Below are 25,667 nucleotides of genomic sequence, written 5' to 3'. Positions count from 1 at the left end.
CGGCGGGTTCCCCTTCGGTGGGCGCGCACGGCGCCTCTCTCCAGATTGTCTATACGCGCGCAGTCCTGTTGCCTGAGAGTTTCCGGGGCGGTTGCTCCGTCGGCGCCGGCCGCCAGGGCCGGTCTCTTCTGCGCGGTTTTGAATCGACGGGGTAGAGAATAGCTAAGTTCATGTCGCATTTGCTTCAGGGTTAGTACTATGTCGCGTGCGCCGTTGGGCCGGCGTGAACCGAATAGGACGATAGAAATGAGTTTTCGTGCCGCGCGACGCACTGTTTTGCAAACCCTGGCCGTGATGGCCGGCGGCGCCCTGGTTTCGTTGGCCGCGGCCGAGCCGGTGGCCCCCGGCGCCGACATCGACGACGCCGTGCATGCGGTAATGCGCGAGTACGACGTGGCGGGCCTGGCCATCGCCGTCACGCGCGAAGGGCGGCATGAATTTCGCAGCTATGGGGTGGCCTCGCTGCAAACGCATGCGCCCGTCAGCCGCGACACGCTGTTTGAACTGGGCTCGATCAGCAAGACCTTTACCGCGACGCTCGCGACCTACGCCCAGGCGCTGGGCAAGCTGTCGCTGACCGACAGCCCGGCGCGCTTCGTGCCTGCCTTGCAAGGCACGGAATTCGGCAAGCTGAACCTGATCCACCTGGGCACGCACACGGGCGGCGGCTTCCCGCTGCAAGTGCCGGACACGGTGGGCGACGAGGCCCAGCTGATGGCCTACCTGTCGGCGTGGACGCCGCGCTATGCACCGGGCACCTACCGCACGTATGCCAACCCCAGCATCGGCATGCTGGGCGTGGTGGCGGCCAAGAGCCTGGGCCAGCCCTATGCGCAGGCCATGGAGAAGACGCTGTTGCCCAAACTGGGCCTGACCAACACCTATATCCACGTGCCCGCCGCCAGGATGGGCGACTACGCGCAGGGCTACAACAAACAGAACGCGCCGGTGCGTGTGAACCCGGGCGTGCTGGCCGACGAAGCCTACGGCGTCAAGACCAGCGCCAGCGACCTGATCCGCTTCGTGGACGCGAACATGGGCGTGGCGTCAGCGCCCGCGGAATTCAGCGCCAAGGCCGCCCGGGATGCGAAGATCGCCAAGGCCGTCGTCAACGACGCCGTGCTATCCAAGGCCTTGGCCGATACGCATGTGGGCTACTACCACGTGGGTGGAATGACGCAGGACCTGGCCTGGGAACAACTGGCGTATCCGGTGACGCTGAAAGCGCTGTTGGCGGCCAACGCCGGCACGTTGAACAGCCAGAGCCACCCGGCCAAGGCCCTGACCCCGCCGCAGCCCCCGCGTGCCGATGTGTGGATCAACAAGACGGGTTCCACCAATGGCTTTGGCGCCTACGTGGCGTTTGTGCCGGCCAGGAAAATCGGCGTGGTGATCCTGGCGAATCGGAACATTCCGAACGACGCCCGCGTGCGGCTGGCGTATCGCATTCTTGAAGGGGAAACGGCGGCGGGAGCAAGAACGGATACGGGAACGGGAACGGATTCGGGATCGGCCCCGGAAACGCAATCCGAAGCCCGCGCGCAAGCGAACTGAAACAGGCAGAAGACAGTGGCAGGCCGAAGGCCGTGGCCGGCCCCTGTCAGCCGTCAAGCTTCCGTACCCGCCGCCGTGTGGGCTCCATCAAAACGCGGCAATAGCCCCATGACCTCCAGCCTTTTGCACAGCTGTCCCAGGCGCTGCATCTTGTAGGCGTCCACGTCCAGGTCGGCGTAGTCGTAGAAGCCCTTGCCATCGCGCAAGCCGTTGCGGCCTTGCTCCATGTTTTTGGCGATGACATCGGGCGATGCAAAGCGTGGGCCGATCTGGGCTTCAAGGTAGCGCGATGCGTAGTACAGAATGTCGCCGCCGCCCCAGTCGATGAACTCCAACAGGCCCAGCACCGAAAACCGCAAGCCGAATCCCAGACGCACGGCGGTGTCGATATCTTCGGCGCTGGCCACGCCTTCCTCGACCATGCGCGCGGCCTCGTTCATGGCCAGGGCCTGGATGCGTGGCACGATGTAGCCCGCCGTGGGCGCGCATTGCACGGGCGTCTTGCCGGCTTGGCGCAGCACGGCCAGCAACGCTTGCAGGGCGGCGTCGGCGGTGCGCGGCCCGGCGCTGACTTCGACCAGCGGTATCAGATAGGCGGGGTTGAGCCAGTGCGCGTTCAAAAAACGCTCGGGGCCCGGCATCAATTCGGCCAGCCCGGTCACCAGGAACGTGGACGTGGTTGACGCAATAACGGTGTCCGGCGCGCACACGCGGCCCAGCCAGGCGAAGGTGTCGCGCTTGGCGTCCAGGCGTTCCGGCACGGCTTCGAAGATGATGCGCGCGCGTTGCAGGTCGGCCACGGCGTCGTCGCGGCCGCACAGGCGCACGCGCTGCATGGCGGTCTCGGCCTGCTGGTCATCCAGCAGGCCAAGCCGGCTTAGCGCGCCCAATTCGCGCCGCAGGTTCGCCAGCACGCGCGCGTGGTGATCGGCTTGTTCCGCCTGAGTCCTGGGCTTGATGTCGACCAGTGTCACGGCGCGTCCCGCGTGGATGTACGACAGCGTGATGCCTTCCCCCATGCGCCCGGCGCCGATCACGCAGATTCTGTCTTCCATGGTCAGCATCCTTGTTCCAGCAATTCCGCCATGCCGGCGCGCGACAGGCGCTCCAGGCCGAGACTTTCCAGCGTGCGGCCCTCGGCGTAAAGATCGCGGCCGGTGATGGCGCCGGCAATGCTTAGCAAGCCTTGCGCCACCGGCGTCGGTACGCCCGCCCAGCGCCCCGTGGACACCAGCAAGGACAGGCCAAGCCGCGTGTCCTCAAGCATGTAGCGGTGCGTGTGCAGGTCGATGGCTTCACGCCAGTCGCCACTGTCGGTCAGCTTGCCGTGCGCGCCACGGCCGTACATCCATTCATCGCCTTCCGTGGCGTAGTGGTCGGCCAGCGGAAAGTGCGGCGCGGCATAGCCCAGCGCCTCGCGGATGGCGATGCGTTCGGCGTCCAGCGCGTCGGTAACGCGGCGGATTGATGGCTGGGTGCCTTCGTTGTGGATGTCCCACTTATCGAAATGCTCCAGGGGGCCCGCGTTCATCATGATGAGCGGCGGATGGATGATGGGGCCGGCGTTCATCAAGGCGCCCGCCAATCCGTCTTCGATGGGCTCGATGCTGGGGTAGACCTGGCCCAGCAACGCCAGCGCGTCGTCGGTCAGCCGGCTGGGGAACACGCCGGTGGGCAAGCGCGTGGCGTAGCCGCTGATGACGACCGTGTTGCCGTGCTTGCGCGCCAGGTAGGGCAGGGTGCCCGTCTCGGCAAACGCCACGCGGGCGGTATTGCCGGCGTCCCGCTGCGCGCGCGCAAACAGGTAGCTGCCAAAGGTGCCGGGCGGCAGGAACACCACCTGCCCGTCCTGCAACAGCGGGGCCAGCATGGGCGCCAGCGCATCGTGCGTGGTCGAGGGCAGGGGGATGACGACAACCCGCGCGTCAGTCAGCGCGGCCTTCAGCGAGCCTTGCAGCGCCAGGTGGCCGGGACCCTGGCCCAACGGAACCTGGCGCGTGCCGCGATAGTCGGTGACGGTCAGCGCGCCGGCCTGTCGCAAGCCGTCGAACGCGGCGTCGTCGCGGCGCCACCAGCACACCTCGTGTCCGTTTTCGGCTAGTTCGGCCGCGGCCGCGTAGCAGCCGTGGCCGCCGCCAATTACGCTGATTCGCATGATCAAGCTCCTTCTTTGAAGGCTTGATCCTAGCGACGGCGTGGCGCCTGGGCTGCGCCAAACGCGCAAGCTCCGTTCCGATCCGGCAAGGGATTTGGGCAGCGCAGGCAGCGTGTCGCGGCCGCGTGGGCAGGGGACAACGCAGGTGCTTGCCGGGGAGTGCGACGGCGCGTCAGGGGCGAGGCCGACGCAGCGTGTCCGACGGCAGGCAGCCGTAGCGCTTGCGGTAATGCGTGGCGAAATGGCCGAAGCTGCTGACGCCGTGGCGCAGCAGGATATCGGTCACGCTGTCGCCGCCGCGCGCCTGTTCCAGCGCGGCGTGCACCAGGGCCAGGCGGTGGTTGCGCACGTAGTCGCTGGGGCTTTGCTTGAGAAACTGCGTGAAGCCGTTTTGCAGCGTTCGCACCGACACGCCGCAGTGCGCCGCCAGGTCCGCCAATGAAATCGCTTCGTCGACATGGCTTTCGATGTAGTCGCGCGCGGCGCGCACATGCTGAGGCAGGGGCTGGCGGTGGTCGGCGCGCAACGCGTCGGAATAGTTGTGCGGCACTTGGGTCAGCAGCAGCGCCAGCAGGTAGTCGGAAAAGCCGGCCGCAAGCGTCTGCGTGACGCCGTCAATGGCGGGGTGCTGATAAAGGCGGCATAGGTAGTCCAGTGTTTCGCGCACGGCGGCAAGGCCGGGGGAATCGGGCGGCGCTTCCAGGTCGAACACCAGCGCGTGCTTGATGGGGCGGTCCAGCAGGCGCTGCAATTGATGTTCCAGCGCTTGCCGCTCGACACGCAGGATCAGGTTGCGGCAGTCGCGGCCGATGCTGATCACGCTGGGTTCCGACGGCGACGAAATGGTGAGGCTGCCCGCTTGCATGGACGCACTGCGCTTGCCCAGCGTGACCAGGCCCGAGCCTTGCAGCGTGATGCGGATCAGGTAGTAGCTGGAGATGTCGCCCGCGTCGATTTCGACTTCGGCGCCGTAGTGCAGGTCAAACAGCGCCGCGTTGCCGAAGAACACGCCATACAGCCGCGATTGCAAGGGTTTGCCCTGAGCCACGCACATGCGGTGCGACCAGAGGTGCTGGCTGACCTGGTCCTTGACCTCGGCGGCGTTGCCCGAGTCCAGCAAGCAATGGCGGTTCAGCGGATAGGTGTCGTTGAACATGCTTTCCTGCGCGGTGGGAATAGTCGTTGCGCGCGGCGTATAGAGTCCCGCTGCGCAAAGACCTACAAACGATGGACAAGACTAAGGAAAACAAGGGAAAAACATGACTGACGCGACGCTGCCGCCACTGACGAAACGAAGCTACGCCTACGAGTGGTACGTCGTCGTGATATGCATGCTAGCGTACATATTTTCCTTCGTCGACAGACAGATCCTGGCGCTGATGATCGAACCCATCAAGCACGATCTGCAACTGTCCGACACGCAGTTCAGCCTGCTGCACGGCTTGGCGTTCTCGCTGTTCTACGCCGTCATGGGCATCCCCATCGCCTTGTTGGCCGACCGCTATTCGCGTCCGAAAATCATTGCCATCGGCGTGGCGTTCTGGAGCCTGGCCACTGCCGCCTGTGGCCTGTCGCGCAGCTTTGCGCACATGTTCCTGGCGCGCATCGGGGTGGGCGTGGGCGAGGCCGCCTTGTCACCCGCCACGTATTCCATGCTTAGCGATATGTTTCCGCGCGACAAGCTGGGCCGCGCCGTCGGCATCTATTCGATCGGCTCGTTCATTGGTGGCGGCATGGCGTTTTTGATCGGCGGCTATGTCATCAACCTGCTTAAAAGCGTGGACAGCGTGGTGGTGCCGTGGGTCGGCGCGATGCGGCCGTGGCAGGTCACGTTTTTCATCGTGGGCCTGCCGGGCCTGCTGGTGGCGCTGGTTATCCTGCTGACGGTGCGCGATCCGCAGCGCCTGGGCTTGCGCCGTAGCGCAGACGGCCACGCGCACAAGCCTACGGTGGGCGACACGTTCCGTTTCCTGGGCCGCCATCGCCGCACGTTCTTTTGCCACTACCTGGGCTTTTCGTTCTATGCCATGGTGCTGTTTGCCCTGTTGGGTTGGACGCCCGCTTTCTACATGCGCAAGTTCGGCATGTCGCCGGTGGATGTGGGCTACATGCTGGGTGTCGTAGTGCTGGTGGCCAATACGGCGGGCGTATTTTGCGGCGGCTGGCTGATGGACGCGCTGGCCAAGCGCGGCTATCGCGATGCGCCGCTGCGGGCGGGCGTGATCGGGGCGGTCGGCATGGCGCTGCCCGCCGTGGCGTTCACGCAGGTGGACAGCTTGGCGGCGTCGGTGGCGCTGTTGCTGCCCGCGATGTTCTTTGCGTCCTTTCCCATGCCGACGTCCACGGCGGCCATGCAGATATTGCCGCCCAACCAGATCCGCGCGCAGGTGTCGGCGCTGTTCCTGTTGATCTCCAATTTGATCGGCCTGGGGCTGGGGACGACGGCGGTGGCTTTGTTGACCGATCGTCTGTTCAAGAATCCGGCGGCGGTCGGGCAGTCCTTATCGCTGCTGATTGGCGTGGCCACGGTGCTGTGCGTGTTGCTGCTGGCGGCGGGTTGCGCCAGCTATCGGCGCAGCCTGGGGCAAGAGGAAGGGCGTGCAGAAAACGGGGTCGGAACTGTGCTGTCGCCCCGGCCCCGTTAAAACTGTTTCAAGGGATCACGCGGGGCAGGCGAGATTCGCCAGCCGCCCCCTTCCTGGCCGATAATGCCCGCTTTACGCCTAAAGCCGGACCCCTCATGCCTTGCGTTACCCGTCGTCTGCCCGTTGCCCTGTTTGTCTGCCTGACGGCGATCCTTGCGGGATGCAGTTCACCCAAGCCGGCCTACGAACGGGAAGACTTCACACAGAACGACGTGTTCTCGCGCACCTTCCCCACGGCCAGCACCACCGCTTGCGATGCGGGCCGCCGCGCCTTGCTGAGCCAGGGCTACAACATCGACCGCTTCGACGCGGCCCGCGTGTCCGGGCACAAGAACTTCCAGGGTGAAGACGGGTTGCACACGCAGATCAATTTCAATATCGACTGCGCCTCGGACGGCAGCGCCAACCAGCGCGCCACGGTGTTTGCCAACGCGGTGCAAGACCGCTATTCGATCAAGCGCACTTCCAGCTCGGCCAGCGTGGGCGTCAGCGTGCTGGGCCAGGTGTCGATGCCGTTCGGCTCCAGCGACGACTCGCTGGTCAAAACGGCTAGCCAGACGGTGTCGCGTCCGAAATTCTACGAAGGCTTTTTCCAGCTGTTGCAGCGCTTCCTGCCCGACGCGGAAGCCGCCGCCGCCCCGCACGTACCGCCAAGCCCGCGCGCCCGCGCGTCTCAAGCCAAGCCGCCGGCACCGCCCGCCGATCCCGTCGTGTCCCCGGATGCGCCCGCCGACACCCTGAATCCCGCTGCGGCGAACGGGCCGTCAGGGCCGGGCGCCGGCAGCGACAAGGGCAGTGATAAGGCCGGTGACAAGGCCGGTGACAAGGCCACTGACACGACCACGCAAAAGCCCGCCGCGGACGCGCCGCACGCCGCGCCGTCATCGACGCCGGGCAATACCCAAACCGGCGCCCCGCCCGCCACGCCCGCCACGTCTCCGGCGTTGCCGGGGCCGGGCGCGTCGATTTCGACTCCGTCGGCGGTCAGCCCGTCCGCTGCTACGACCGGTGCGACCGCCAGCGCTACGACCGGCGCTACGACCGGCGCCGGGGGGCCGGCCACGGCTGCGATCACCGGTACCACGGCGGGCGTCTCCTCTACCGTCAGCGGCGCCGCTGCCAGCCCCGCAGCGTCGGCGTCCGCCACCGGCAACTGACCCCTGCCGCGCACGCCGGGCCCGGCGTGCACTCGGTCGTGCCCTCGGGCATGTCATCCCGCGCGACCGACCTGTCGCCGCAGCCGACTACTGCCCGCCGCCGCATCCGGCGATAATGCCGGCCATGACTTATCAACTGCTGAAAATGGCCCACGTGGCCGCCGTGGTGGCCTGGCTTGGGGGCTCGCTGTTTGTCTCGCTGTTCCTGCTGTCGTCGGCGCCGCAAGAGGGCGATGAAGCGCCCAAGGAACGCAAGATGCTTGGCGCGCTGCGTCGTTGGACGTTGTGGGTGACGACGCCCGCGATGGTCGTGTCCTGGCTGATCGGCCTGCATCTGGCCATGACGTTCGGCTGGTTCGCCATGAACTGGATTTGGGTCAAGGCGGGGTTTGCCTTGGCGCTGTCGGCCTTGCTCGGCATCCAAAGCGCGTCGCTGCGTCGCATGGCCAACGGCACGCTGAAACGCCCGCCGATGGTGGACTTCTACGCGCCGTTCACCGTCATTGCCTGCGGCGTCATCGTGACATTGGTGCTGGTCAAGCCGTTCTGACGCGCGCGGGCAATATCGCCCCAAGCTTGTAATAAGGATTCAACCAACGCGTCGTTGGCGGGCGGCGGTCGGCTGCCTAGAATCGTCTGTCCTGTCCGCGCGTGCTTTGCTTTGCACGGACGTATCCGCGCAAGACCGCGAAGGCGATTCAATCATGACCACCCGCACTGTCCAGACCGACGCGCGCCGGGAAGACGGCAACGCGTCGCCACGCCGGCCCGGCCATCGCGGCTGGTTCCAGGCGCTGCTTGGCGCCGCGCTGGACGCGGCTTCGATGTTTCATGGGCCTGATTTTCCGGCGGACCCCAGCGCTTTCAACAACGAGCGCCCGCGCCCACGTTCCCGCCACTGAAGGGCGGGTGCGGGGCGGCGGCGCCGGGCAGCGCTACGGCAACACCGCAGCAACACCACGGCAACGCTACGGCAACTCAACGGCAACACCGAGGCAACACCGAGGCAACACCACGGCAACACCGAGGCACAACACCACGGGAACTCAACGGCAACGCTACGGCAGCGCCGAGAACAAATTAGCCAGCTGCTGCTTGCCCAGCTTTTCCTGTTCGGTCGCCATGGTGTTGATGGCCGCCATGTGCGCGTAAAAGCGTTTCAGATCATCGTCGCGTTCGAACATCAGTTCGTCGTGATCCGCGTACCAATACTGACGGTTGTCATCCAGCAGCGTGATCATCTGGCCAAACTCTTGCAGGATGCGCGTTTCCAACAACCAGACCTTGCCCAGGCTGTCGCTGCGCCGCGCCAGCGTAGACGTCAGCGTCGCCATCATTTTCTGCTTTTCGGGTTCGCGGATGGCCAGGGACCGGATCAGGTCAGGCATGTCTTTCAGCACCTGCATGCTCTGATCGCGGTACTTCGGCACCAGCCGCTCGGCAAGCTCAAGAATCATGCGGCTTTCCACCAGCCCGGTGTCCAGCGCCAGCCGATGCGCGTCCAGCAGCCGGGGCATGCCGATGTCTTTCAGTTCATTCAGATAGGCCTTGTGCTGCGCAACGCGTTCGCCGGCCACTGTCTTGATCGCGCGTTCCAATTCCCCGTAAAAGCCTTTCGCCTTGGGAGTGGGGTCGATGGACGGCAGGTTGTCCGGCACGCCGTCGCCGCCCGTCACCATCTGGTTCAGGGTGTCGGCCACCTTGCGGATTTCAGCGGTGGCGACTTTTTCCTCCGCGCGCTCGCCCATCCGGTTCCAGCCCACGGCCAAGCCCAGCGCCAGCAGAATCAGCGCGGCCCCCGCCAGTAAGCGCCGGCCGTCACGACGCACGCGCAAGCGCCTGGAAAGCGTAAGGGTGTCTTCCTGCGGAGTCATGGCGCACCAAGATTGGGGTCATAGGGCATGAATGTAGTAAGCGGGCCGGCACGCGTCAACGCGCGCCGGCAGTCGTAACGGAGTACCGCAGCTACCGCAAGTACCGTGCCGAAGCCGCCCGCCGGGCGCTATGACGCGGCGGCATTGCGCCGCCACGCCGCCCATTCGCCTTCGCCTTCAAAGTAGCGGTCGCCGCGCGCGGCGGTGGCCAGCCCTTCATGCAGCACGCCCATGTCCAGCCCCGGCAGGTTGCGGAGCAGGGCGGGCGGCAAGTGCTTGGCGTCAAGCAGGCGCTCGTCCAGGATCACCCGCATCATGTCGCCGTCGTCACAACGCACCCATAGATACCAAAGGCTTTCCATGTAGTCGCCGGACCAGGGGTCGGGGTATATCGCCGGGCGAAAAGAAAAGCCGAATTCGTGAACGTCAGCCCAGGCCCAGTGCTCTTGCAGGCCGATTGCGCGCGCCAGTTCGCAGTGCCGGGTGAAGCCGGTGTCGTCAAAGCTGACCGACTGCCGGAACGGGTCTTCCACGGGGGGCGGGCCGGACAGAAAGCGCTTGATGCTTGACCACATGGGAATCGGGATGGGATACGGGATGGGAATCGGGGAAAGGCTGGCGGGCCGTGCGGGCGGGAGTTGCCAGAGTGTAGCGGGGCGCGACCATGTAATAAATGTTACAACGTTTGATTCTCGTCAATTCCATGCCGTCTACAAGCGGGTAGGGTGGCGCCTTGCCCGAATGGGCGCCCCGTGACGGGGCGACCGGCGTGGGGCAGACGACCAGCGCAGCAAGGACAGGATCGATGACAGACAAGACACCGCAAGCAGCCCCTAAGCAAGACGTTGCCGCGACACCGCGCAAGCGCGGCACCCCGTCGCCCGCCGCCCAGCGAAGCGCCGGAACCGCCAAGGCGGCGGCAGGCCCGGCGACGAAGAGGGCTTCTAAAGGGACTTTCCAGGCGACTTCCCAGGCGACTTCCCAGGCGGCTTCCAAAGCGACTTCCAAAGCGACTTCACAGGCGACTTCCAAGGCGACCCCCAAGACGGCCTCCGGCCCCGCCACCAAGCAGCCCTCCGAGCAAACCCTGCTGGCGCGCAAGAAAGTCGTGGCGCGCGAAGACGCCGCGCGCCAGGAAGCGGTGTCGGTGTTGGCTGACATCGCGCGGCGCTACAACGTGGTGCCCCAAGCGCAAGCGCACGAGGCGCTGCGGTCCGTTATTGAAGAGCTGTCGCCCGACGATGCACGCGCCGTGCATCGCGCCTTGCTGGAGGCAAACGCGCAGGGTCCGGCCGTGCGCCGCAACCCCGACGAAGAGCTGGCGACGGACTGGCGCGACGGCATCTATCCGTATCGCAACCGCATGCTGCGCCGCAATTATGAAAAGCAGAAATACCAGTTGCAGGTCGAACTGCTGAAGCTCCAAGCCTGGGTCAAAGCCACAGGCCAGCGCGTGGTGATTCTGTTTGAAGGGCGCGATGCAGCGGGCAAGGGCGGCACCATCAAACGCATGATGGAACACTTGAACCCGCGCGGCGCGCGCGTGGTGGCCCTGGAAAAACCGTCCGACACGGAAAAAGGCCAATGGTATTTCCAGCGCTACGTGCAGCATCTGCCCACGGCTGGCGAGATCGTGATGTTCGATCGGTCCTGGTACAACCGCGCGGGCGTCGAGCGCGTGATGGGCTTTTGCACGCAGCAGGAATACCTGGATTTCCTGCGTCAGGTGCCTGACTTCGAACGCCACCTGGTGTCCAGCGGCATTCACTTGGTGAAATTCTGGTTCTCGGTCAGCCAGGAAGAGCAGCGCCGCCGTTTCCTGCAACGCAAGGTGCACCCGCTGAAGCAATGGAAATTAAGCCCCGTGGATCTGGCGTCGCTGGACAAATGGGACGACTACACGCGCGCCAAAGAGGCAATGTTCGCGCATACCGATACCGCGGACGCGCCGTGGATCGTGGTCAAGTCGGACTGCAAGAAGCGCGCGCGGCTGAACGCCATGCGCTACGTGCTGAGCCGCCTGCCGTACGAAGGCAAAAGCGCCGAACCGGGCCTGGCGCTGGACCCCTTGATCGTGGGCCGCGCGCTGTAAGTGTTCAGCCGCCCAGCGCGGCCAGGTTCAACGTGTGGCTATGGCCGATCCACACCGCGCAATCACGGTGGTCGCGCAGCGAATCGCCTGTGTTGGGATGCATGAAAACGTCCAGCGCGCCGTGGTTCAACGTCAGCCACGTGGCGATCTCGGCCAACTGCTCGGGGCCGAAGGCAATCTGATAGCTCCATTGCGGATGCGGGCCGACGGGGCGCTCATGGAAGCGCCCCATTTCCATCTTGCCGTCGAATTGCGCCACCACGCGCTCTCGCAACGCAAACGCGGCATCGCGGCTGGCCGCGTCGAAGTACACATGGGCGTGCCAGCTGGTCACGCCGCTTACTGCCAGATCGTTCATGGTTGTCTCGTTGATTCAGCCGCCGGCGCGCTTGGCGCGATGGCCGCTGGTAGTCAGCACTTCGATGATGCGTGCGCAGTGGTCGCCCTGCACTTCGATCACCCCGTCCTTGACCGTGCCGCCCGACCCGCAGGCCGTGCGCAATTGCTTGCCCAGCACGGCAAGCGCCATCGGGTCCAGGGCCAGGCCCCGCACCACGGTCACGCTTTTGCCGCCCCGGCCCTTGGTCTCGCGTGATACGCGGGCAACGCCGTCGCCCGCCGGTGCGCCGCGCGCTGCCGCCTGGCATTGGCATTGCGCCAGCGGCTGGCGGCACTGCGGGCACATGCGACCGCTTTCGGTGGAATAGACCAGCCCGCCGGTGGTTGCGCGCTTCATTACTTGCCTCGCATCAGGTCGATCAGGCGGCGGTCACGCTTGGTGGGCCGGCCGGTTTCGATACCCAGCGCGGGCTCGGGCGCCAGCCGCCGCATTTCCGCCGCGCGTTCGCGGGCGGCGATGCTGTCCGGCGTTTCCTCATACAACAGGCGCGCCACGGGCGCGGGGCCGCGCACCCCGCTGACCGCAACCACCTTTACCTGTAGCGCCGGATCTTCCTTGCGGATCGTGATGCGATCGCCGGGCGCGACCTCGCGCGACGGTTTGGCGGCCTGGTCGTTCACGAAGACGCGACCCTTGCCGATCTCTTGCACGGCCAGGCTGCGCGTCTTGTAAAAGCGCGCGGCCCATAGCCATTTGTCGAGTCGAATCTTGTCCATGTTGCTGCTCTTTGCGTGGGTTCTAGCCAAGCCGCAATCATAGCGCCGGGACGCCGGCGCAAAAAAAGCGCCCCTTGGAGATGGGGCGCTGGGGGGCTGGGCGGCTGGGGTGCGTTGCTGTGTTGCTGCGTGGCGGTGTAGCGGCGCAGCGGTGTGGCGGTGCAGCGGTGTGGCGGTATAGCGATGTAACGGTGCAGCGGTGTAGCGATGCAGCGATGCAGCGATGTAGCGGTGTAGCGGTGTAGCGATGCGGCGGTGTAGCAATGCGGCGATGTAGCGATGCGGCGATGTAGCGATGGGGCGGGCAAGATGGCCCGCCCCGCCATCAATCCAGTTTCAGATTTGCTTCGCTGACCACGCGCTGCCACTTGGCGATTTCGGCGCGGCGGAACGTGTCCAGTTCGGCCGGCGTCGAGCCGATGGGCTCCGCGCCAATGCCGGCAAGCTGCTCGGCAATCGCCGGGTCGCGCAGCACCTTGGCCAACGCTTGCGACACCTTGTCGACGATGGCCGGCGGCGTGCCAGCGGGGGCGAACACCGCGTTCCATTCATACGTCTCGTAGCCCGGCACGCCGGATTCCGCGATGGTGGGCAAGTCGGGTGCCGTCTTGGACCGCTCCAGCCCGCCGACCGCCACCGCGCGCAGCTTGCCGTTTTTCACGTGCTGCCAGGCCGAGCCCATGCTGGCGAACATCACGGGCACCTGGCCCGACATGACATCGATCATGGCCGGGCCGCCGCCCTTGTAGGCCACGTGCTGCAAATGCGTCTTGGCGAGCAGATTGAACAGTTCGCCGGCCAAGTGCTGGGCCGACCCCGGGCCGGCCGATGCAAAGTACACCTGCTCTTTCTGTCCGGGCTGCCCCAGCCTGATCAGGTCGGCCACGGACTTCACTTCGTACGACGGCGTGACGACCAGCACGTTGGGCACGCGCAGCAGCAGCGACACGGGCGCGAAAGCGGTCAGCGTATCGAACTGCATCTTGGAATGCAGCGCGGGATTCTGCGCGTGGTTGGACGCGTCCAGCATCAGCGTGTAGCCGTCGGGCTGCGCCTTGGCGACGACCGCGCCGCCGATCATGCCGCCCGCGCCACCGCGGTTTTCGATGACCACGGGCTGGCCAAGTTCGGCGGCCAGCTTGGGGCCGATCAGCCGCGCCACCACGTCCACCGTGCCGCCGGGCGGGTAGGTCACCACCAGCGTGACAGCGCGCTCGGGGTAGGCGGCGGATGCGGTCGCGGCCGCACCCGCCAGCAGGCCGGCGGCGACCAGCATGGCGCTGCTACGCGCCAGACGTTTGATGAAGGGGGTCATGATTTGTCTCCTGGGAGTTGGATCTGGTTTTGGTTTTGGTTCTGGCCTTGGGCCTGGCCGTGGGTCTAGCCTTGGCTCTGGCTTTGGATGTTGAATAGCTGCATCGGCGTGTCCGCCAGCACGATGCGTCGCTGCGCGGGATCGTCGATCCACCCGTCCAGCCACTGCGTCGCAGCCGGGTAGGACGCCAGGTGGCGGTGTTCGGTGTGTGGCCAGTCGCTACCCCACATCAGACGCTTGGCCGTATAGGCGCGCAGCAAAAGCTGGGCAGCCTGACGGCCGGCAACGCCGTAATCGGGGATCCCGGGGCGAAAGGTGGGGCCGGTGGGCGCGGTGGCATCGCTGCGGTCAGTGCTATCCGCCACCCGCCAATTCCGGTACGGCGCCGACAGCTTCACCCATACCTGCCCGCTTTCGGCCTGTTGCAGCAGGTAGGCAAAGCCCGGGTCCGACACGCCCAGCGCCGGGTCAGGCCGACCGAAATGATCGACAACCACGCGGCAACCCGCGGCCAGCAGCGCGGGCAACACCTCGCGCAGCCTGCCGGCTTGCATGTGCACTTCAACATGCCAGGCCAGCGCGTTGACCCGGGCCAGCAAAGCCTGCCAGTCGGCGGCTTGCAGGTCGGGCGAGGGCAGGCCGATGAGGTTCAGCCGCATCCCCACGACACCGGCGTCGGCCAGTGCCTGCAACTGTGCGTCGGTGACCTCGGGCGACACGACGGCGACACCACGCAGGCGCTGCGGGGCCGCGCGCAATGCGTGCACCAGATGGCTGTTGTCGGTGCCCAGGAAGCTGGGCTGCACCAGTACGCCGTGGCTCAATCCATCGGCGTCCAGCAGCGCCAGGTATTGCTCCAGCGTGGCGTCGTAATCGGGCGTGTGGCGCCGGGCGTTCGCCAGCGCCAGCCCTTGCCGGAAAACATGGGCATGGGTATCGACGGCAACGCCGAGGGGGGACGGGGGCAACGCGGTCTCCTGTTTTGTGCGCCGGCGTGGCCGCGCGCTGTTCTATGAGGCGGATTCTAGGCAGCGCGGGTATAGTTTTCTATTGGCTAAAACCGCTTTTTATATATCGGATCAATATGGAAACCCGACACCTGCGCTATTTTCTGGCGGTGGTGGACCATGGCAGCGTCAGCCGCGCGTCGGAATGGCTGGGCATCGCGCAGCCGGCGCTGAGCCAGGCGCTTGGCCGCATGGAAAAAGACCTGGGCGTGCGCCTTTTCGACCGCTCGCGACAGGGCGCCGCGCCCACGCCCGCCGCGCTGGCCATCCTGGAGGACGTGCGTATCAGCGTGGCCCGCATCGACGCAGCGGCGCATCGCGCGCGCGAGATCGGGCGCGGCAGCGCGGGGCAGTTGACGGTGGGGCTGGTGTCCTCCGCGCTATTCGACACCCTGCCGCGCGCGCTGCGCGAAATGCGTCGGCAGGCGCCCGGCGTGCGGGTGATCCTGCGCGAGATGAGCAACGCCGAACAGGCCGATGCGCTACAAACCGGCGAAATCGATATCGGCCTGATGCACACGCCGGTCGCAGTGGGCGGGCGCATGCGCGAACGCCAGCTGTTGCGCGACCGGCTGGTGGCGGCAGTGCCGGACGAGTTCGACGTGGCGGACGATGGCACGGTGACGATGGCGCAAATTGCACAAGCCGGTCTGGTGATGTATCCGCAAGCGCAATTGCCGGCGTTCTATGCCGGCATCATGGACGCGATGCGCAAGGGCGGGCATGCGGTGCAGGTCGCGCAAGAGGCCAACCGCACGCTGACCGTGTTGTCGTGCGTGGCGGGCGGCTGCGGGGTGGCGCTCTTGCCCAGCTGGATTCGCACCATGAACTTCGGCGGCGTCCGCTTTTGCGAAGTGCGCGACGGACAGGCGCTGCCCAGCTTCGACCTGAGCGCCATCTGGCCCGCCCGATCCGTGCCCACGCTGGCCGACGTCTTCGCCAATCTGGACCTGGGCAGAGGTTGATTTGCGCCAATCTTTCAACCCGCCTTCAATTGCCTGGCCAGAACGCTTAAGCGACGCTTAAAGCGGCAGTTTTCGCGGAACCCGGCGCATGCGTCCCGTCTAACCAGAAACGGTTCCGAATGGGGTGCGCCAATGAATTTGAACTGGCAGCAGCAGTTGATGGAAAGCGCCATCTGGCTGGCGCAAGCGTTTGGCATCACGGCCGTCGTGCTGGTGGCCGTGTCCGTCGTGCTGGCACGCACAACGGACTGGGGGCGCAAGTTCTGGCGCCTGGCATGGCCGTACCTGACGCCTCGACGCAGTTGGCGGCCGCTGCTGATGCTGGCGTTGTTGTTGCTGCTGGCGATGGCTGCCGTGCGCATGACGGTGCTGTTTTCGTTTTGGTACAACGGCTTCTACAGCGCGTTGCAAGCGCTGGACCAAAGCGCCTTCTGGCGCTTCCTGGGCATCTTTTCGGTATTGGCCTGTGTGCACGTGGTGCGCTCGCTGGCGGACAGCTACGCCGGCCAGGCCTTCGACATTCATTGGCGCGTCTGGCTGAACGACCGGCTGACGCGCGACTGGCTGGGCGCGGGCGCGTACTACCGAGGCCACTTTGTTGAAGAGCCGGTCGACAACCCCGACCAGCGCATCGAGCAAGACATCGCCATGTTCGTGACGGGCTCGCGCACGCTGGCCATCGGCGCGTTAAGCGCGATGGTGTCGCTGGTGGCGTTCACGGGAATTTTGTGGGGCCTGTCCGGGCCGCTGACGGTGGCGGGCGTGGAGATTCCGCGCGCGATGGTCTTCGTCGTGTTCCTGTACGTAATTGTCGCAACCTGGTTTGCCTTCAAGATCGGCCGCCCGCTGATCCGCCTGAATTTTCTGTCTGAAAGATTGACGGCCAATTTCCGCTATGCGCTGGTGCGGCTGCGCGAAAACGCCGAGAACGTCGCGTTCTATCAAGGCGAAGCCGTAGAAAGCCGGAACCTGTTGCAGCGGTTTTCCGCCTACATCGTCAACCTGTGGGCACGCGTGTACCGAGGCTTGAAGTTCGACGGGTTCAACTTGTCGGTCAGCCAGGTGGCCGTGGTGTTTCCGTTTATCTTGCAGGCGCCACGTTTCTTCAGCGGCGCCATCAAGCTGGGTGATGTGATTCAAACGTCGCAGGCCTTTGGGCAGGTGCAGGACGCGCTGTCGTTCTTTCGCACGTCGTACGACACCTTTGCGCAGTACCGCGCCACGCTGGACCGGCTGAACGGCTTCCTGGATGCCAACGAAGCGGCGCGCGCGCTGCCGACGGTGCATACCGAACCCTTGCCCAACGGCCTGGACATTGATGGCGTCACGGTCAGGCGGCCGGACGGCAGCACCTTGCTGCGCGAGCTGACCTTGCGCCTGCGGCCTGGCCAGACCCTGCTGATCAAGGGGCCGTCGGGCAGCGGCAAGACGACATTGCTGCGCGCGCTGGCGGGCTTGTGGCCGTATGCACAGGGCCAGGTGCGGCGGCCGGAAGGCGCGTCGGCGTTGTTCCTGTCGCAACGGCCGTATCTGCCGCTGGGCGATCTGCGCAGTGCCGTGGCGTATCCCGGACACGCGCAGCCGCAAGACGATGCGCGCCTGGCCCAGGCGCTGCATCAGGTCAACCTGGGCCACTTGAGCCAACGGCTGGACGAGGTTGCGGATTGGTCACGCATCTTGTCGATTGGCGAGCAGCAGCGCGTGGCCTTTGCCCGCGTGCTGTTCAATCGACCGGCCATCGTGTTCCTGGACGAAGCCACATCGGCGACCGACGAAGGCCTGGAACATTCGCTATACAGCCTGCTGCGCAGCGCCTTGCCCGATTGCATGCTGGTCAGCGTGGGCCATCGCAGCACGCTGGACCCGTTCCACACGCACCGGTTGCAACTGGACGGCGCGGGCGGCTGGACGATGGGACCGATCGGGCCGATGGACCCGTATGGCCCGCCGCAGGGCGCGCCGCTGCGCGAGGCGGCGTGACGCTTACGTGCCCACGCGCAAAGGCCCCGTCAGCTTGCGCAACGCGGCAACGACGCTTTGCGCGGTGATGCGGCCGGTCTTGGGATTGGCGGAAGGGATGTTCTGGATTTCCATCGAAAAATTTGCCGAGTCGGACACGACTTCCACGCGATGCACGTTGCGTTCCAGCGACGGGTCGGCCCAGATTTCCAGCGTGGTGCGGTCCGGCCCGATGCCGGCCAGCGACACGCTGACCGCCACATTCAGGTTGGCCGGAAAGCCCGTGGCGGCATCGCGCGGCGAGCCGCGGAAGATCAAGCGCGGTTCGGTGACGTCGTCCAGGCTGATGTTGTTGTCGGTAAGGTAAGGCGCGCCCAGCAGGCCGCGCGGCGGCTTGCGGGTGATCATCGTGACGGAATGGATGACGCCTTCGGCGGCTGCCGTAATGGCGTCCAGCCCCAGGATGGCGCCGGACGGCACCAGGATCTGCCCGTGATGCTGGCGCGCCACGTCGATCAGGTCTTCGTTGGCCAGCAGCGCACCGGAACTGAGCACCACCAGCTTCTTGCCGGCACGCAGCACGGGTTCGGCAATGCTGCGAAACACGGCGGCGGGCGCACATTCAACGACCACGTCGCAATGCTCGTGCAGGGCGTCCAGCGTGGTGAACCTGGGGGCCGCCTGGGTCCAGGCGAAGTCGGGCGCGGCCTTGGGGTCGCGCACCGCGACGGCGGACAGGGTCAGGCCGGGCAGCCCGGCATCCAGGGATTGCGCCACGGCCTGGCCGATGGCGCCGAAGCCGGCGATGCCGACGCGGTAGCTGTTCATGGTGAATCCGGAAGGTAGGGCTGCGGCGCACCGCAAGCCGGGCCAAGAAAAAAGAACGCCATCGATGCCGATGGCGCAAGGTTGCCAGCCACTTTATCCAGCGCCCGGGCGGGCGTCAATGCGTAGCGACCGCAGGCTACCGGCTCAGCTGCCGGATTGTTGTTGCGCGCGCGCCATGTAGTCCACCGTCAGGTTCGACAACGCGCGCACCCCGTTGATCAGGCCGGATTCATCCACGTAAAAGCGCGGCGAATGGTTGGGCGCGGCCTTGTCCACGTCGGTGCCCTTGGGCGTGACACCCAGGTAGAAGAACATGCCCGGCACCTTCTCTTGATAGAACGAAAAGTCCTCGGACGCGGTGGACTTGGGCTGCAAGCCATAGTTGCCTTCGCCTGCCACGCGCCGCAAGGTCGAGCCCATCTTCTCGGTCAACGCCGGGTTGTTGACGGTGGCGTTGTAGAGTTCCACCACGCGCACATCGGCCTTGGCGCCCGCGCTTTGCGCAATCATGTCGGCGGTACGCGCGATGCGTTGGTGGATGTCCTTCTTCATGCCTTCGTCGTAGGTGCGGATGGTGCCCGTCATGGCCACGCTGTCCGGCACGATGTTCATGCGATTGCCGCCGTGGATGGCGCCCACCGTGATGACGGCCGGCTCCAGCATGCTGTTGATCTGGCGGCTGGGAATGGTCTGCAAACCCAGAATGATCTGCGAGCTGACGACGATAGGGTCGATGCCCGACCACGGGCGCGCGCCATGCGTCTGCTTGCCGGTGACGTCGATCCAGAACTGGTCGGCGGCGGCCATGGCCGGGCCGCTGCGCCACGACAACCAGCCGGCCGGATACGCGCTGGACACGTGCAGGCCGAAGATGGCGTCCACCTTGGGATTGTCCAGCACGCCTTCCTGCACCATCATCTTGGCGCCCCAGATCTTCTTGCCGTCCGGTTCGAAGTCGGCCGGGCTTTCCTCGGCGGGCTGGAAGATGAATTTCACGCTGCCGGGCAGCTGGTCTTTCATGCCGGCCAGCACTTCGGCCGTGGCCATCAGGATGGCCGTGTGGGTGTCGTGCCCGCAGGCGTGCATCACGTCCACTTCCTTGCCCAGGTACGTGCCCTTGGCTTTCGACGCAAAGGGTACGTCGACTTGTTCCTTGACGGGCAACGCGTCCATGTCGGCGCGCAACGCCACCACGGGGCCGGGCTTGCCCCCCTTGAGCACGGCGACAACCCCCGTGCCCGCCACGCCGGTCTTCACATCCATGCCCAGCGCGCGCAGGTGGCCCGCCACCAGCTTGGACGTGCGCGTTTCCTGGTTGCCGAGTTCGGGGTGTTGATGAATGTCGCGGCGCCACGCGATGAGCTTGTCCTCGATGGCGCGGGCGCGGGTGTCGATCTGTTCGGACAGCGCGGCGTTGGGGGCGGGGGCCAGCGGGCCTTGCGTGCCGGGGGCGCTTTGCGCGGCTGCCGGGCCGCTCATCAGCAGATGGGCGGCCAGGGCCAGCGGCGCCAACCGGAATCGCATGTTGCGAGACTGCATGGGTGTTCTCCTCGTGGTTGTTAACCTGTTATTGGACAAGGATCTTACCCAAGCGCCACGCGGCCGGCGTGTTTGTTACGGATGATTAAATTCCGACCGTTTTGATTCCGAAAGGTGGAATTTCCGGCGGTGAAAGGTTGGACGAGCCAAATTTTCGACCGCCGCATTTTCTATTGCAGCTTGATGCCCAGCTCCTTGATCAGCGGCTCCATGTCGGCTCGGTCCGCCTTGATCGTGGCCGCCAGTTCTTCCGGCGTGCTGCCGATTGGAATCATGCCCAATGTTTCCATCTGCGCGCGCATCGCCGGTTCTTTCAGAATGTCCGCCACCGATTTCTGAATCAGCGCCACGCGGTCTTGCGGCACGCCGGCGGGGGCCATCAAGCCGATCCAGGGTTGCGGGGCGTAATCCTTCAAGCCGGACTCCTTTAACGTGGGCGTGTCCGGCAGGCCCCCAAAGCGTTCCGGACTGGTGATTGCCAACGCGCGCAAACGGCCGCTGTCGATCAAGCCCTTGGAACTTGATGGCGCGTCCAGGCCCACGTCCAATTGACCGCCTATCAGATCGTTCTGCGTTTTGCCTGACGAGGACGACGGCACGTACAACGCGCGGATGCCGGCGCGCCGCGCGGTTTGTTCCCAGACCAGATGAAACGCGGTGCCGATGGAAAACGAGCCGACGCTCAGGCTGCGCGTCTTGCTTTCGCGCACGAAGTCGTCCCAGGTCTTAAGCGGGCTGTCCTTGGGCACGATGAAGATGAATGGCGTGCGCGCCACCAGCGAAATCGGCTGCAAGTCTTTTTGCGTATCAAAAGGCAGGCTGTCGACAGCGAAGGGCACGATGGTCACGGACGAGGCCACCACCATGCCCAGCGTATAGCCGTCGGGCGCGGACTTCACCAGCGCGCCGGTGCTGATGATGCCGGACGCGCCAGGGCGGTTCTCGACGACGACGGGCTGGTTCCACGCCGCGCCCAGCTTGCTGGCCAGCACGCGCAGCATCACGTCCACCGGGCCGCCGGGCGGATTGGACACGATGATCTTGACCGGCTTGTCGGGATAGGCGGCCTGCGCGGCCAGCGGCGTCAGCATCGCGAGCATTAGCATCAGTGCCAACGTGCGCATCGGCGCAATGTGCTTAATCATGGAATTCCCCTTGTGTTGTAGGTGTGTACAGAATGTTCGGCGTCAAAGGTCAGGCATGTGGCGTCTGGCATGTGACATCCGGCAGTGACATCTGGCATGTGGCGTCTGGCATGTGACATCCGGCGTGTGGCATCCGGCGCCCGACATCAGCCTTCAGGCAAAGACGTGCAGGTGCGGCGCCATCGGCCAATCGGGTGCGTCGCCGCGTATGAACGCGAGCCATGCCTGCTGCGTCTGCGCGGTCAGGCGCTGCGCGTGGTCCGCGTCCAATCCGGCCAGCATCGGCGCGTCGCCGAACGCGGATACCGTGTCGAACACGAAGGGCAGTTCAATGCAGTGGCACGCCTTGAAGCGCGCGGTCGGAGCAACGTCGAAGCGCGCCAGCCAGGCTTGACGGCCCTGCGTGACCGCCGCCCGCGCCCACGCGCGTGACGGTGCGCCGAACACCTGATCACCGATGGGGTCGTCAAGGGCGGGGCCGACGTGGTCGACGTGGCCCGGCTTGACGTGGTCGACCCGGCTGGGGTCGACGTGGCCGGGGCTGACATTGCCGACGTGGCTGGAGTCGACGTGGGCGCGGGCGTGGTTATCCGTCGTCGCCTGCGCTTCGGCCCTTGTTGCATTCGCCACGTACCCGGGAAAGGCCGCCATTTCATTGCGCGTGTACGCCACCAGCACGTCGGCGCGGGACGCGGCCCGCTGTAGCGCGGGCGCGATGTCCTCGGGCAGCACGTGCCCGTCCAACACCGGGCAGAACTGGCTGCGGCTGCTTCCTTCGGCCCGCAACACCTCCGCGACCGCGGGCGATTGCTGCGCGGCCAGCAAAGCGGAAACGGGAAGCGCGCGCGCGGCGTCCAGCGACGCGACGCCGGCCGCCTCTAGAAAGGCCTGGCCCAGCGCCTGCGCCTGTGCCGCCGACCGAAACCCCCGGCCCAGCGCGGCGCTTTGCAAGATAGCGCGCGAGAAGCGCGGCTTGCGCGCCAGCATTGCGCAGATCGACGACGCGCCGGCCGACTGTCCCATCACCGTGACGCGTTCGGGGTCGCCGCCCAGTCCCGTGATGTTGTCAAACACCCAATCGATGGCGGCCTCTTGGTCCAACAGCCCCACGTTCGCGGTCTGACCCGGCACGTACAGCCAGCCCAGCGCGGCCAGCCGGTAGTTGACCGCCACCACCACCACGTCGCCACGAGCGGCCAGGGCGGACCCGTCATACCAGTCCAGCGCGCCGCCGCCGCTTTGCCAAGCGCCGCCATGCAGCCACACCACGACCGGGCGACGCGCGCCGTCCGCGCCCGGCGTCCATACCGTCAGATGCAGACAGTCTTCGGATTGCGGCGCGTTGAAGTCACCCATGGCATCGCGCAGGCGCGACGGCAGTTGCGGCGCCACGGGGCCGGGCTGCGTGGCATCCAGATCCCCTTGCCAGGTCGCGGCTTCAGGGGGCGCAAAACGCAGCTTGCCCACCGGCGGCCGCGCATAGGGAATGGCGCTAAAGCGGCACACGCCGCCGCGTTCCTGCACACCGGTCAGCGTGCCTGCCGGCAGCGTCGCGTGGACGGTTTGATTCATCGTTGCCCCTGTCTTTTCGTGGTTGCTGTTCATATGGCGCCAAGCTGCCGGCGTCGGGATAGCAGGCCTATGGTAGGGACGAAAGCGGCGCGGCGGACATGCCGGTTTTGATCGAGGCCATGCGAAACCCGCATGGCCAGCCGGGAGGCAAGGGCGGCGTAAATGGGCGGCGTAAATAGGGCGGCGTAAATGGGCAGCGTAAAAGGGCAGCGTAAAAGGGCGGCGTAAATGGGCAGCGTAAATGGGCAGCGTAAATGGGCGGCGTCAAAGAGCAGCGTAAAAGAGCGGCGTAAAAGGACATGCCGGACTAAGACCGCCCACCGTCGCGCGGGCCAGAATTGACCCGATCGGGCCAATTCTGGCCCAGTGAACCTCCTTAGGAATCAGGCACTTGCAAAACTTCGAGCCAGATCTGGCCTGATTTATTGCAGAACAAGCCGGTTTTAGCGAGGAAAACCTGTGTTTTCACGGCTTTCGGCGCGTTTGGCCATAACCAGGTCCATTTCTTCGCCGTTCGCACTGCGCCCGAAATCCTAAGTCGCTGAAAGCATTGGGTTTAACCGGACGCCGTGAAAGTTGGCATGGATGTTGCATAGCTGTGGGGACTTATTCCAGGATCCCCATGGCCCACTCATCCGACCTGCGTTTTACCTTCGTGCCCGCTGCCCGTGGCGTGGCGTTCGACGTTATTGAATTCACGCTGGACGAGGCGCTATCCGAGACCTATCGGTTGGACCTTGAACTATCCAGCTTCGACCCCGCCATCGACTTTGGCGCGCTGCTGGATCAGACAGCGTTGTTCACGCTATGGCGGGGCGATGTGCCCGTGCGCCACGTGCATGGCATCGTCACCGCCTTCGAGCAAGGCGACACCGGCTTTCGGCGTACGCGTTACCGCGGCGTGGTCGAACCGTCGCTGGCGCGCGCGGCGCTGTGTTCGGACTGGCGCATCTACCAGCAACTGTCCGTGCCGGAAATTTTGGCCGATGTCTTCAAGCGCCATGGCATTACCGACTACGAACAGGTCACCACCCACCACCACCTGGTGCGTGAATACTGCGTGCAGGCCGGCGAAACCGATCTGGATTTCGTGGCGCGCCTGGCCGCCGAAGAGGGCTACTTCCACCGCTACGCCCATACCGAAAATTCCCACCGCCTGATCCACGGCGACCGCATCTACATCCATGGCGAGATCGCCGGCGGGCCGGTCCTCTACAACCCCACGCCAGGCGGCGATCAACACCAGCCCGCATTGCATCGCTTCATCTACACCGAACAACTACGCACCGCCCGCCAGACGCAACGCGACTACACCTACACACACCCGCAGTACGACCAGGAACACACGCAGGTCGCCACCGACCTGCAACACCAAGACGGCCGCTACGAGCGCTACAACTACCCCGGCCGCTACAAGCGCGACGAGGCCGGCAAACCCTTCACGCAAAGCCGCCTGCTGGGCTTGCGCCGCGATGCGCGCATGGCCCAGGTGCACGGCGACGATGCGCGACTGATTCCCGGCGTGGCGTTCGACCTGACCGGCCACCCGCGTGATGACTGGAACCACGGCTGGCGCCCGGTGCGCATGCGCCACCACGGCATCCAGCACAGCAGCCAGGAAGAAGACGGCGCGGGCGCCGAGCAAGGCACGCGCTACGGCTACACCGCCGACATCGTGCCCGACAAGGTCGACTGGAAACCCGCGCCCAGCCGCAAGCCGCGCGTGGACGGCCCGCAGATCGCCAGCGTGGTCGGCCCGCCCAATGAAGAAATCTATTGCGACGAATTCGGCCGCATCAAGGTGCAGTTTCCGTGGGACCGGCTGGGGCAGAACAACGAGCACAGCTCGTGCTGGATCCGCGTGTCGCAGAACTGGGCGGGTGCGGGCTGGGGCCACATGGCCATCCCGCGCATCGGCCAGGAAGTCATCGTCAGCTTTCTGGATGGCGATAGCTCGCAGCCGATCGTCACGGGCAGAACGCACCGGTCGATCAACCCGCCGCCCTACGAGCTGCCGCGCCACAAAACGCGCATGACGATCAAAAGACAGACGCACAAGGGCGAGGGCTATAACGAGCTGCGCTTTGAGGATGAACGGGATCAGGAAGAGATCTACGTTCACGCGCAAAAAGACCAGAACATCCACGTCAACCACAACGAGACCACCTTCGTCGGCAACGACCGCAGCGAACAGGTCGAGCATGACGAAACCATCACCATCGGCCACGACCGCAGCGAATCGGTGGGCAGCGATGAACAGGTCCACATCGGCCAGGACCGCCGCCACACCATCGGCCAGGACGACTTCCTGACCATCGACCGCAACCACACCATCGCCACCGGCCGGGACCGCACGGAAGACGTGGGCAACAACCGCCGCGACAAGACGGTGGCCAATCACTGGATCGAAACGGGCGGGCATGTGGAACATAAGGTGCAGGGGCATTTCCAGGTGCATGCAGGCGAGCGGATCGAGGGCAAGACGGTCACGCTGGAATTGCAGGCCGCGCAAAGCGTGGTGATCAAGGGGCCGGGCGGCACCATCACGATCAATGGTTCCGGCATCACATTGGAAGCACTTGCCATCAACCTAAAAGGCCCGGTGGCGCAGGCGGGCGGCGGCGGCAATTCGCTGTCGATGGCGGGCGATGTCGTCGAAGGCTTGCTGGACGATTGCATGGAACGCGCGCGATGACGGGGCGCACGGTGACGCCGGGCAATATGACGGCGGCTACGAAGGCGGC

The 25,667-nt window shown here is 65.6% G+C and carries 22 protein-coding genes, 1 pseudogene and 1 riboswitch; of the genes and pseudogenes, 9 read left to right on the top strand and 14 right to left on the bottom strand.

Going from position 1 to position 25,667, the window contains the following annotated elements; genetic code table 11:
• Positions 1-50 precede the first annotated feature (50 nt).
• Positions 51-141: riboswitch (glycine riboswitch) on the bottom strand.
• 105 nt (positions 142-246) lie between these two features.
• Positions 247-1,455 (top strand): annotated as a pseudogene (gene ampC / locus DVB37_RS17410) (class C beta-lactamase); the annotation flags it as partial.
• 152 nt (positions 1,456-1,607) lie between these two features.
• On the opposite strand, the gene DVB37_RS17405 reads toward ampC, so the two are convergent.
• The 3 genes from DVB37_RS17405 to DVB37_RS17395 form a co-directional block, all read right to left on the bottom strand.
• Positions 1,608-2,618 (bottom strand): 3-hydroxybutyryl-CoA dehydrogenase, encoded by a 1,011-nt coding sequence (locus DVB37_RS17405; protein ID WP_120156319.1) that lies wholly within the window; start codon positions 2,616-2,618, stop codon positions 1,608-1,610.
• Positions 2,612-3,709: an NAD/NADP-dependent octopine/nopaline dehydrogenase family protein gene (locus tag DVB37_RS17400; RefSeq protein ID WP_120156318.1), complete on the bottom strand. Its 1,098-nt coding sequence runs from the start codon at positions 3,707-3,709 to the stop codon at positions 2,612-2,614. The genes DVB37_RS17405 and DVB37_RS17400 overlap by 7 nt, the downstream gene beginning before the upstream one ends.
• Positions 3,710-3,881: 172 nt before the next feature.
• Positions 3,882-4,865 carry an AraC family transcriptional regulator gene (locus tag DVB37_RS17395; protein ID WP_120156317.1) on the bottom strand — a complete coding sequence of 328 codons (984 nt, stop codon included), beginning with the start codon at positions 4,863-4,865 and terminating at the stop codon, positions 3,882-3,884.
• 103 nt (positions 4,866-4,968) lie between these two features.
• Here DVB37_RS17395 and DVB37_RS17390 point away from each other — a divergent pair, with 103 nt between their 5' ends.
• The 4 genes from DVB37_RS17390 to DVB37_RS17375 all read left to right on the top strand — a co-directional run bounded on the left by DVB37_RS17390 (position 4,969) and on the right by DVB37_RS17375 (position 8,413).
• Positions 4,969-6,354 (top strand): MFS transporter, encoded by a 1,386-nt coding sequence (locus DVB37_RS17390; protein WP_120156316.1) that lies wholly within the window; start codon positions 4,969-4,971, stop codon positions 6,352-6,354.
• A 95-nt stretch (positions 6,355-6,449) separates the two neighbouring features.
• The gene (locus DVB37_RS17385) at positions 6,450-7,511 is read left to right on the top strand and encodes a DUF2242 domain-containing protein (protein ID WP_120156315.1); all 1,062 of its coding nucleotides are present in this window, start codon (positions 6,450-6,452) and stop codon (positions 7,509-7,511) included.
• 124 nt (positions 7,512-7,635) lie between these two features.
• Positions 7,636-8,061, top strand: a complete 426-nt coding sequence (locus DVB37_RS17380) for a CopD family protein (protein WP_223264877.1) — start codon at positions 7,636-7,638, stop codon at positions 8,059-8,061.
• 154 nt (positions 8,062-8,215) lie between these two features.
• Positions 8,216-8,413, top strand: a complete 198-nt coding sequence (locus DVB37_RS17375) for a hypothetical protein (RefSeq protein ID WP_120156314.1) — start codon at positions 8,216-8,218, stop codon at positions 8,411-8,413.
• Positions 8,414-8,569: 156 nt separating this feature from the next.
• Here the strand turns inward: DVB37_RS17375 and DVB37_RS17370 are convergent, their stop codons facing one another.
• Both DVB37_RS17370 and DVB37_RS17365 read right to left on the bottom strand, forming a co-directional pair.
• On the bottom strand, positions 8,570-9,340 hold the full coding sequence (locus DVB37_RS17370; RefSeq protein WP_240433913.1) for a hypothetical protein: 771 nt from the start codon (positions 9,338-9,340) through the stop codon (positions 8,570-8,572).
• A 173-nt stretch (positions 9,341-9,513) separates the two neighbouring features.
• Complete coding sequence (locus DVB37_RS17365; protein WP_046805366.1) at positions 9,514-9,960, bottom strand: hypothetical protein; 447 nt, start codon at positions 9,958-9,960, stop codon at positions 9,514-9,516.
• Between the two features lie 230 nt (positions 9,961-10,190).
• Here DVB37_RS17365 and ppk2 point away from each other — a divergent pair, with 230 nt between their 5' ends.
• A complete protein-coding gene (ppk2, locus tag DVB37_RS17360) occupies positions 10,191-11,477 on the top strand; it encodes a polyphosphate kinase 2 (protein WP_120156312.1) in 1,287 nt (428 codons plus the stop codon).
• A gap of 4 nt (positions 11,478-11,481) precedes the next feature.
• On the opposite strand, the gene DVB37_RS17355 is transcribed toward ppk2, so the two are convergent.
• From DVB37_RS17355 to DVB37_RS17335, 5 genes are all read right to left on the bottom strand, one after another.
• Positions 11,482-11,835 (bottom strand): DOPA 4,5-dioxygenase family protein, encoded by a 354-nt coding sequence (locus DVB37_RS17355; RefSeq protein WP_046805364.1) that lies wholly within the window; start codon positions 11,833-11,835, stop codon positions 11,482-11,484.
• 15 nt (positions 11,836-11,850) lie between these two features.
• Positions 11,851-12,213 carry a translation initiation factor Sui1 gene (locus tag DVB37_RS17350; protein WP_046805363.1) on the bottom strand — a complete coding sequence of 121 codons (363 nt, stop codon included), beginning with the start codon at positions 12,211-12,213 and terminating at the stop codon, positions 11,851-11,853.
• Positions 12,213-12,593 carry an RNA-binding S4 domain-containing protein gene (locus tag DVB37_RS17345; RefSeq protein ID WP_046805362.1) on the bottom strand — a complete coding sequence of 127 codons (381 nt, stop codon included), beginning with the start codon at positions 12,591-12,593 and terminating at the stop codon, positions 12,213-12,215. The genes DVB37_RS17350 and DVB37_RS17345 overlap by 1 nt, the downstream gene beginning before the upstream one ends.
• A 325-nt stretch (positions 12,594-12,918) precedes the next feature.
• Positions 12,919-13,908 (bottom strand): tripartite tricarboxylate transporter substrate binding protein, encoded by a 990-nt coding sequence (locus DVB37_RS17340; RefSeq protein ID WP_120156311.1) that lies wholly within the window; start codon positions 13,906-13,908, stop codon positions 12,919-12,921.
• A gap of 65 nt (positions 13,909-13,973) precedes the next feature.
• Positions 13,974-14,876, bottom strand: a complete 903-nt coding sequence (locus DVB37_RS17335; RefSeq protein ID WP_120156310.1) for an amidohydrolase — start codon at positions 14,874-14,876, stop codon at positions 13,974-13,976.
• Between the two features lie 116 nt (positions 14,877-14,992).
• On the opposite strand from DVB37_RS17335, the gene DVB37_RS17330 reads away from it, so the two are divergent.
• Together DVB37_RS17330 and DVB37_RS17325 are read left to right on the top strand one after the other, a co-directional pair.
• Positions 14,993-15,880: a LysR family transcriptional regulator gene (locus tag DVB37_RS17330; RefSeq protein ID WP_046805359.1), complete on the top strand. Its 888-nt coding sequence runs from the start codon at positions 14,993-14,995 to the stop codon at positions 15,878-15,880.
• Positions 15,881-16,012: 132 nt separating this feature from the next.
• Positions 16,013-17,860, top strand: a complete 1,848-nt coding sequence (locus DVB37_RS17325; protein ID WP_046805358.1) for an ABC transporter ATP-binding protein/permease — start codon at positions 16,013-16,015, stop codon at positions 17,858-17,860.
• A gap of 3 nt (positions 17,861-17,863) precedes the next feature.
• Here the strand turns inward: DVB37_RS17325 and DVB37_RS17320 are convergent, their stop codons facing one another.
• From DVB37_RS17320 to DVB37_RS17305, 4 genes are all read right to left on the bottom strand, one after another.
• Positions 17,864-18,667 (bottom strand): aspartate dehydrogenase, encoded by an 804-nt coding sequence (locus tag DVB37_RS17320; RefSeq protein WP_046805357.1) that lies wholly within the window; start codon positions 18,665-18,667, stop codon positions 17,864-17,866.
• Positions 18,668-18,811: 144 nt separating this feature from the next.
• Positions 18,812-20,206 carry an amidohydrolase gene (locus DVB37_RS17315; protein WP_120156309.1) on the bottom strand — a complete coding sequence of 465 codons (1,395 nt, stop codon included), beginning with the start codon at positions 20,204-20,206 and terminating at the stop codon, positions 18,812-18,814.
• A 170-nt stretch (positions 20,207-20,376) separates the two neighbouring features.
• The gene (locus tag DVB37_RS17310; RefSeq protein WP_240433912.1) at positions 20,377-21,351 is read right to left on the bottom strand and encodes a tripartite tricarboxylate transporter substrate binding protein; all 975 of its coding nucleotides are present in this window, start codon (positions 21,349-21,351) and stop codon (positions 20,377-20,379) included.
• A 153-nt stretch (positions 21,352-21,504) separates the two neighbouring features.
• Positions 21,505-22,923 carry a carboxylesterase family protein gene (locus DVB37_RS17305; protein WP_120156308.1) on the bottom strand — a complete coding sequence of 473 codons (1,419 nt, stop codon included), beginning with the start codon at positions 22,921-22,923 and terminating at the stop codon, positions 21,505-21,507.
• A 622-nt stretch (positions 22,924-23,545) separates the two neighbouring features.
• Here DVB37_RS17305 and DVB37_RS17300 point away from each other — a divergent pair.
• Positions 23,546-25,618 (top strand): type VI secretion system Vgr family protein, encoded by a 2,073-nt coding sequence (locus DVB37_RS17300; RefSeq protein ID WP_120156307.1) that lies wholly within the window; start codon positions 23,546-23,548, stop codon positions 25,616-25,618.
• Positions 25,619-25,667: the final 49 nt, after the last annotated feature.

The organism is Achromobacter sp. B7, from assembly GCF_003600685.1.
In the GTDB taxonomy this organism is placed as follows: domain Bacteria; phylum Pseudomonadota; class Gammaproteobacteria; order Burkholderiales; family Burkholderiaceae_B; genus Achromobacter; species Achromobacter spanius_B.
The sequence above is the reverse complement of the archived record's forward strand: the minus strand, read 5'-3'. Positions and strand labels throughout refer to the sequence as shown.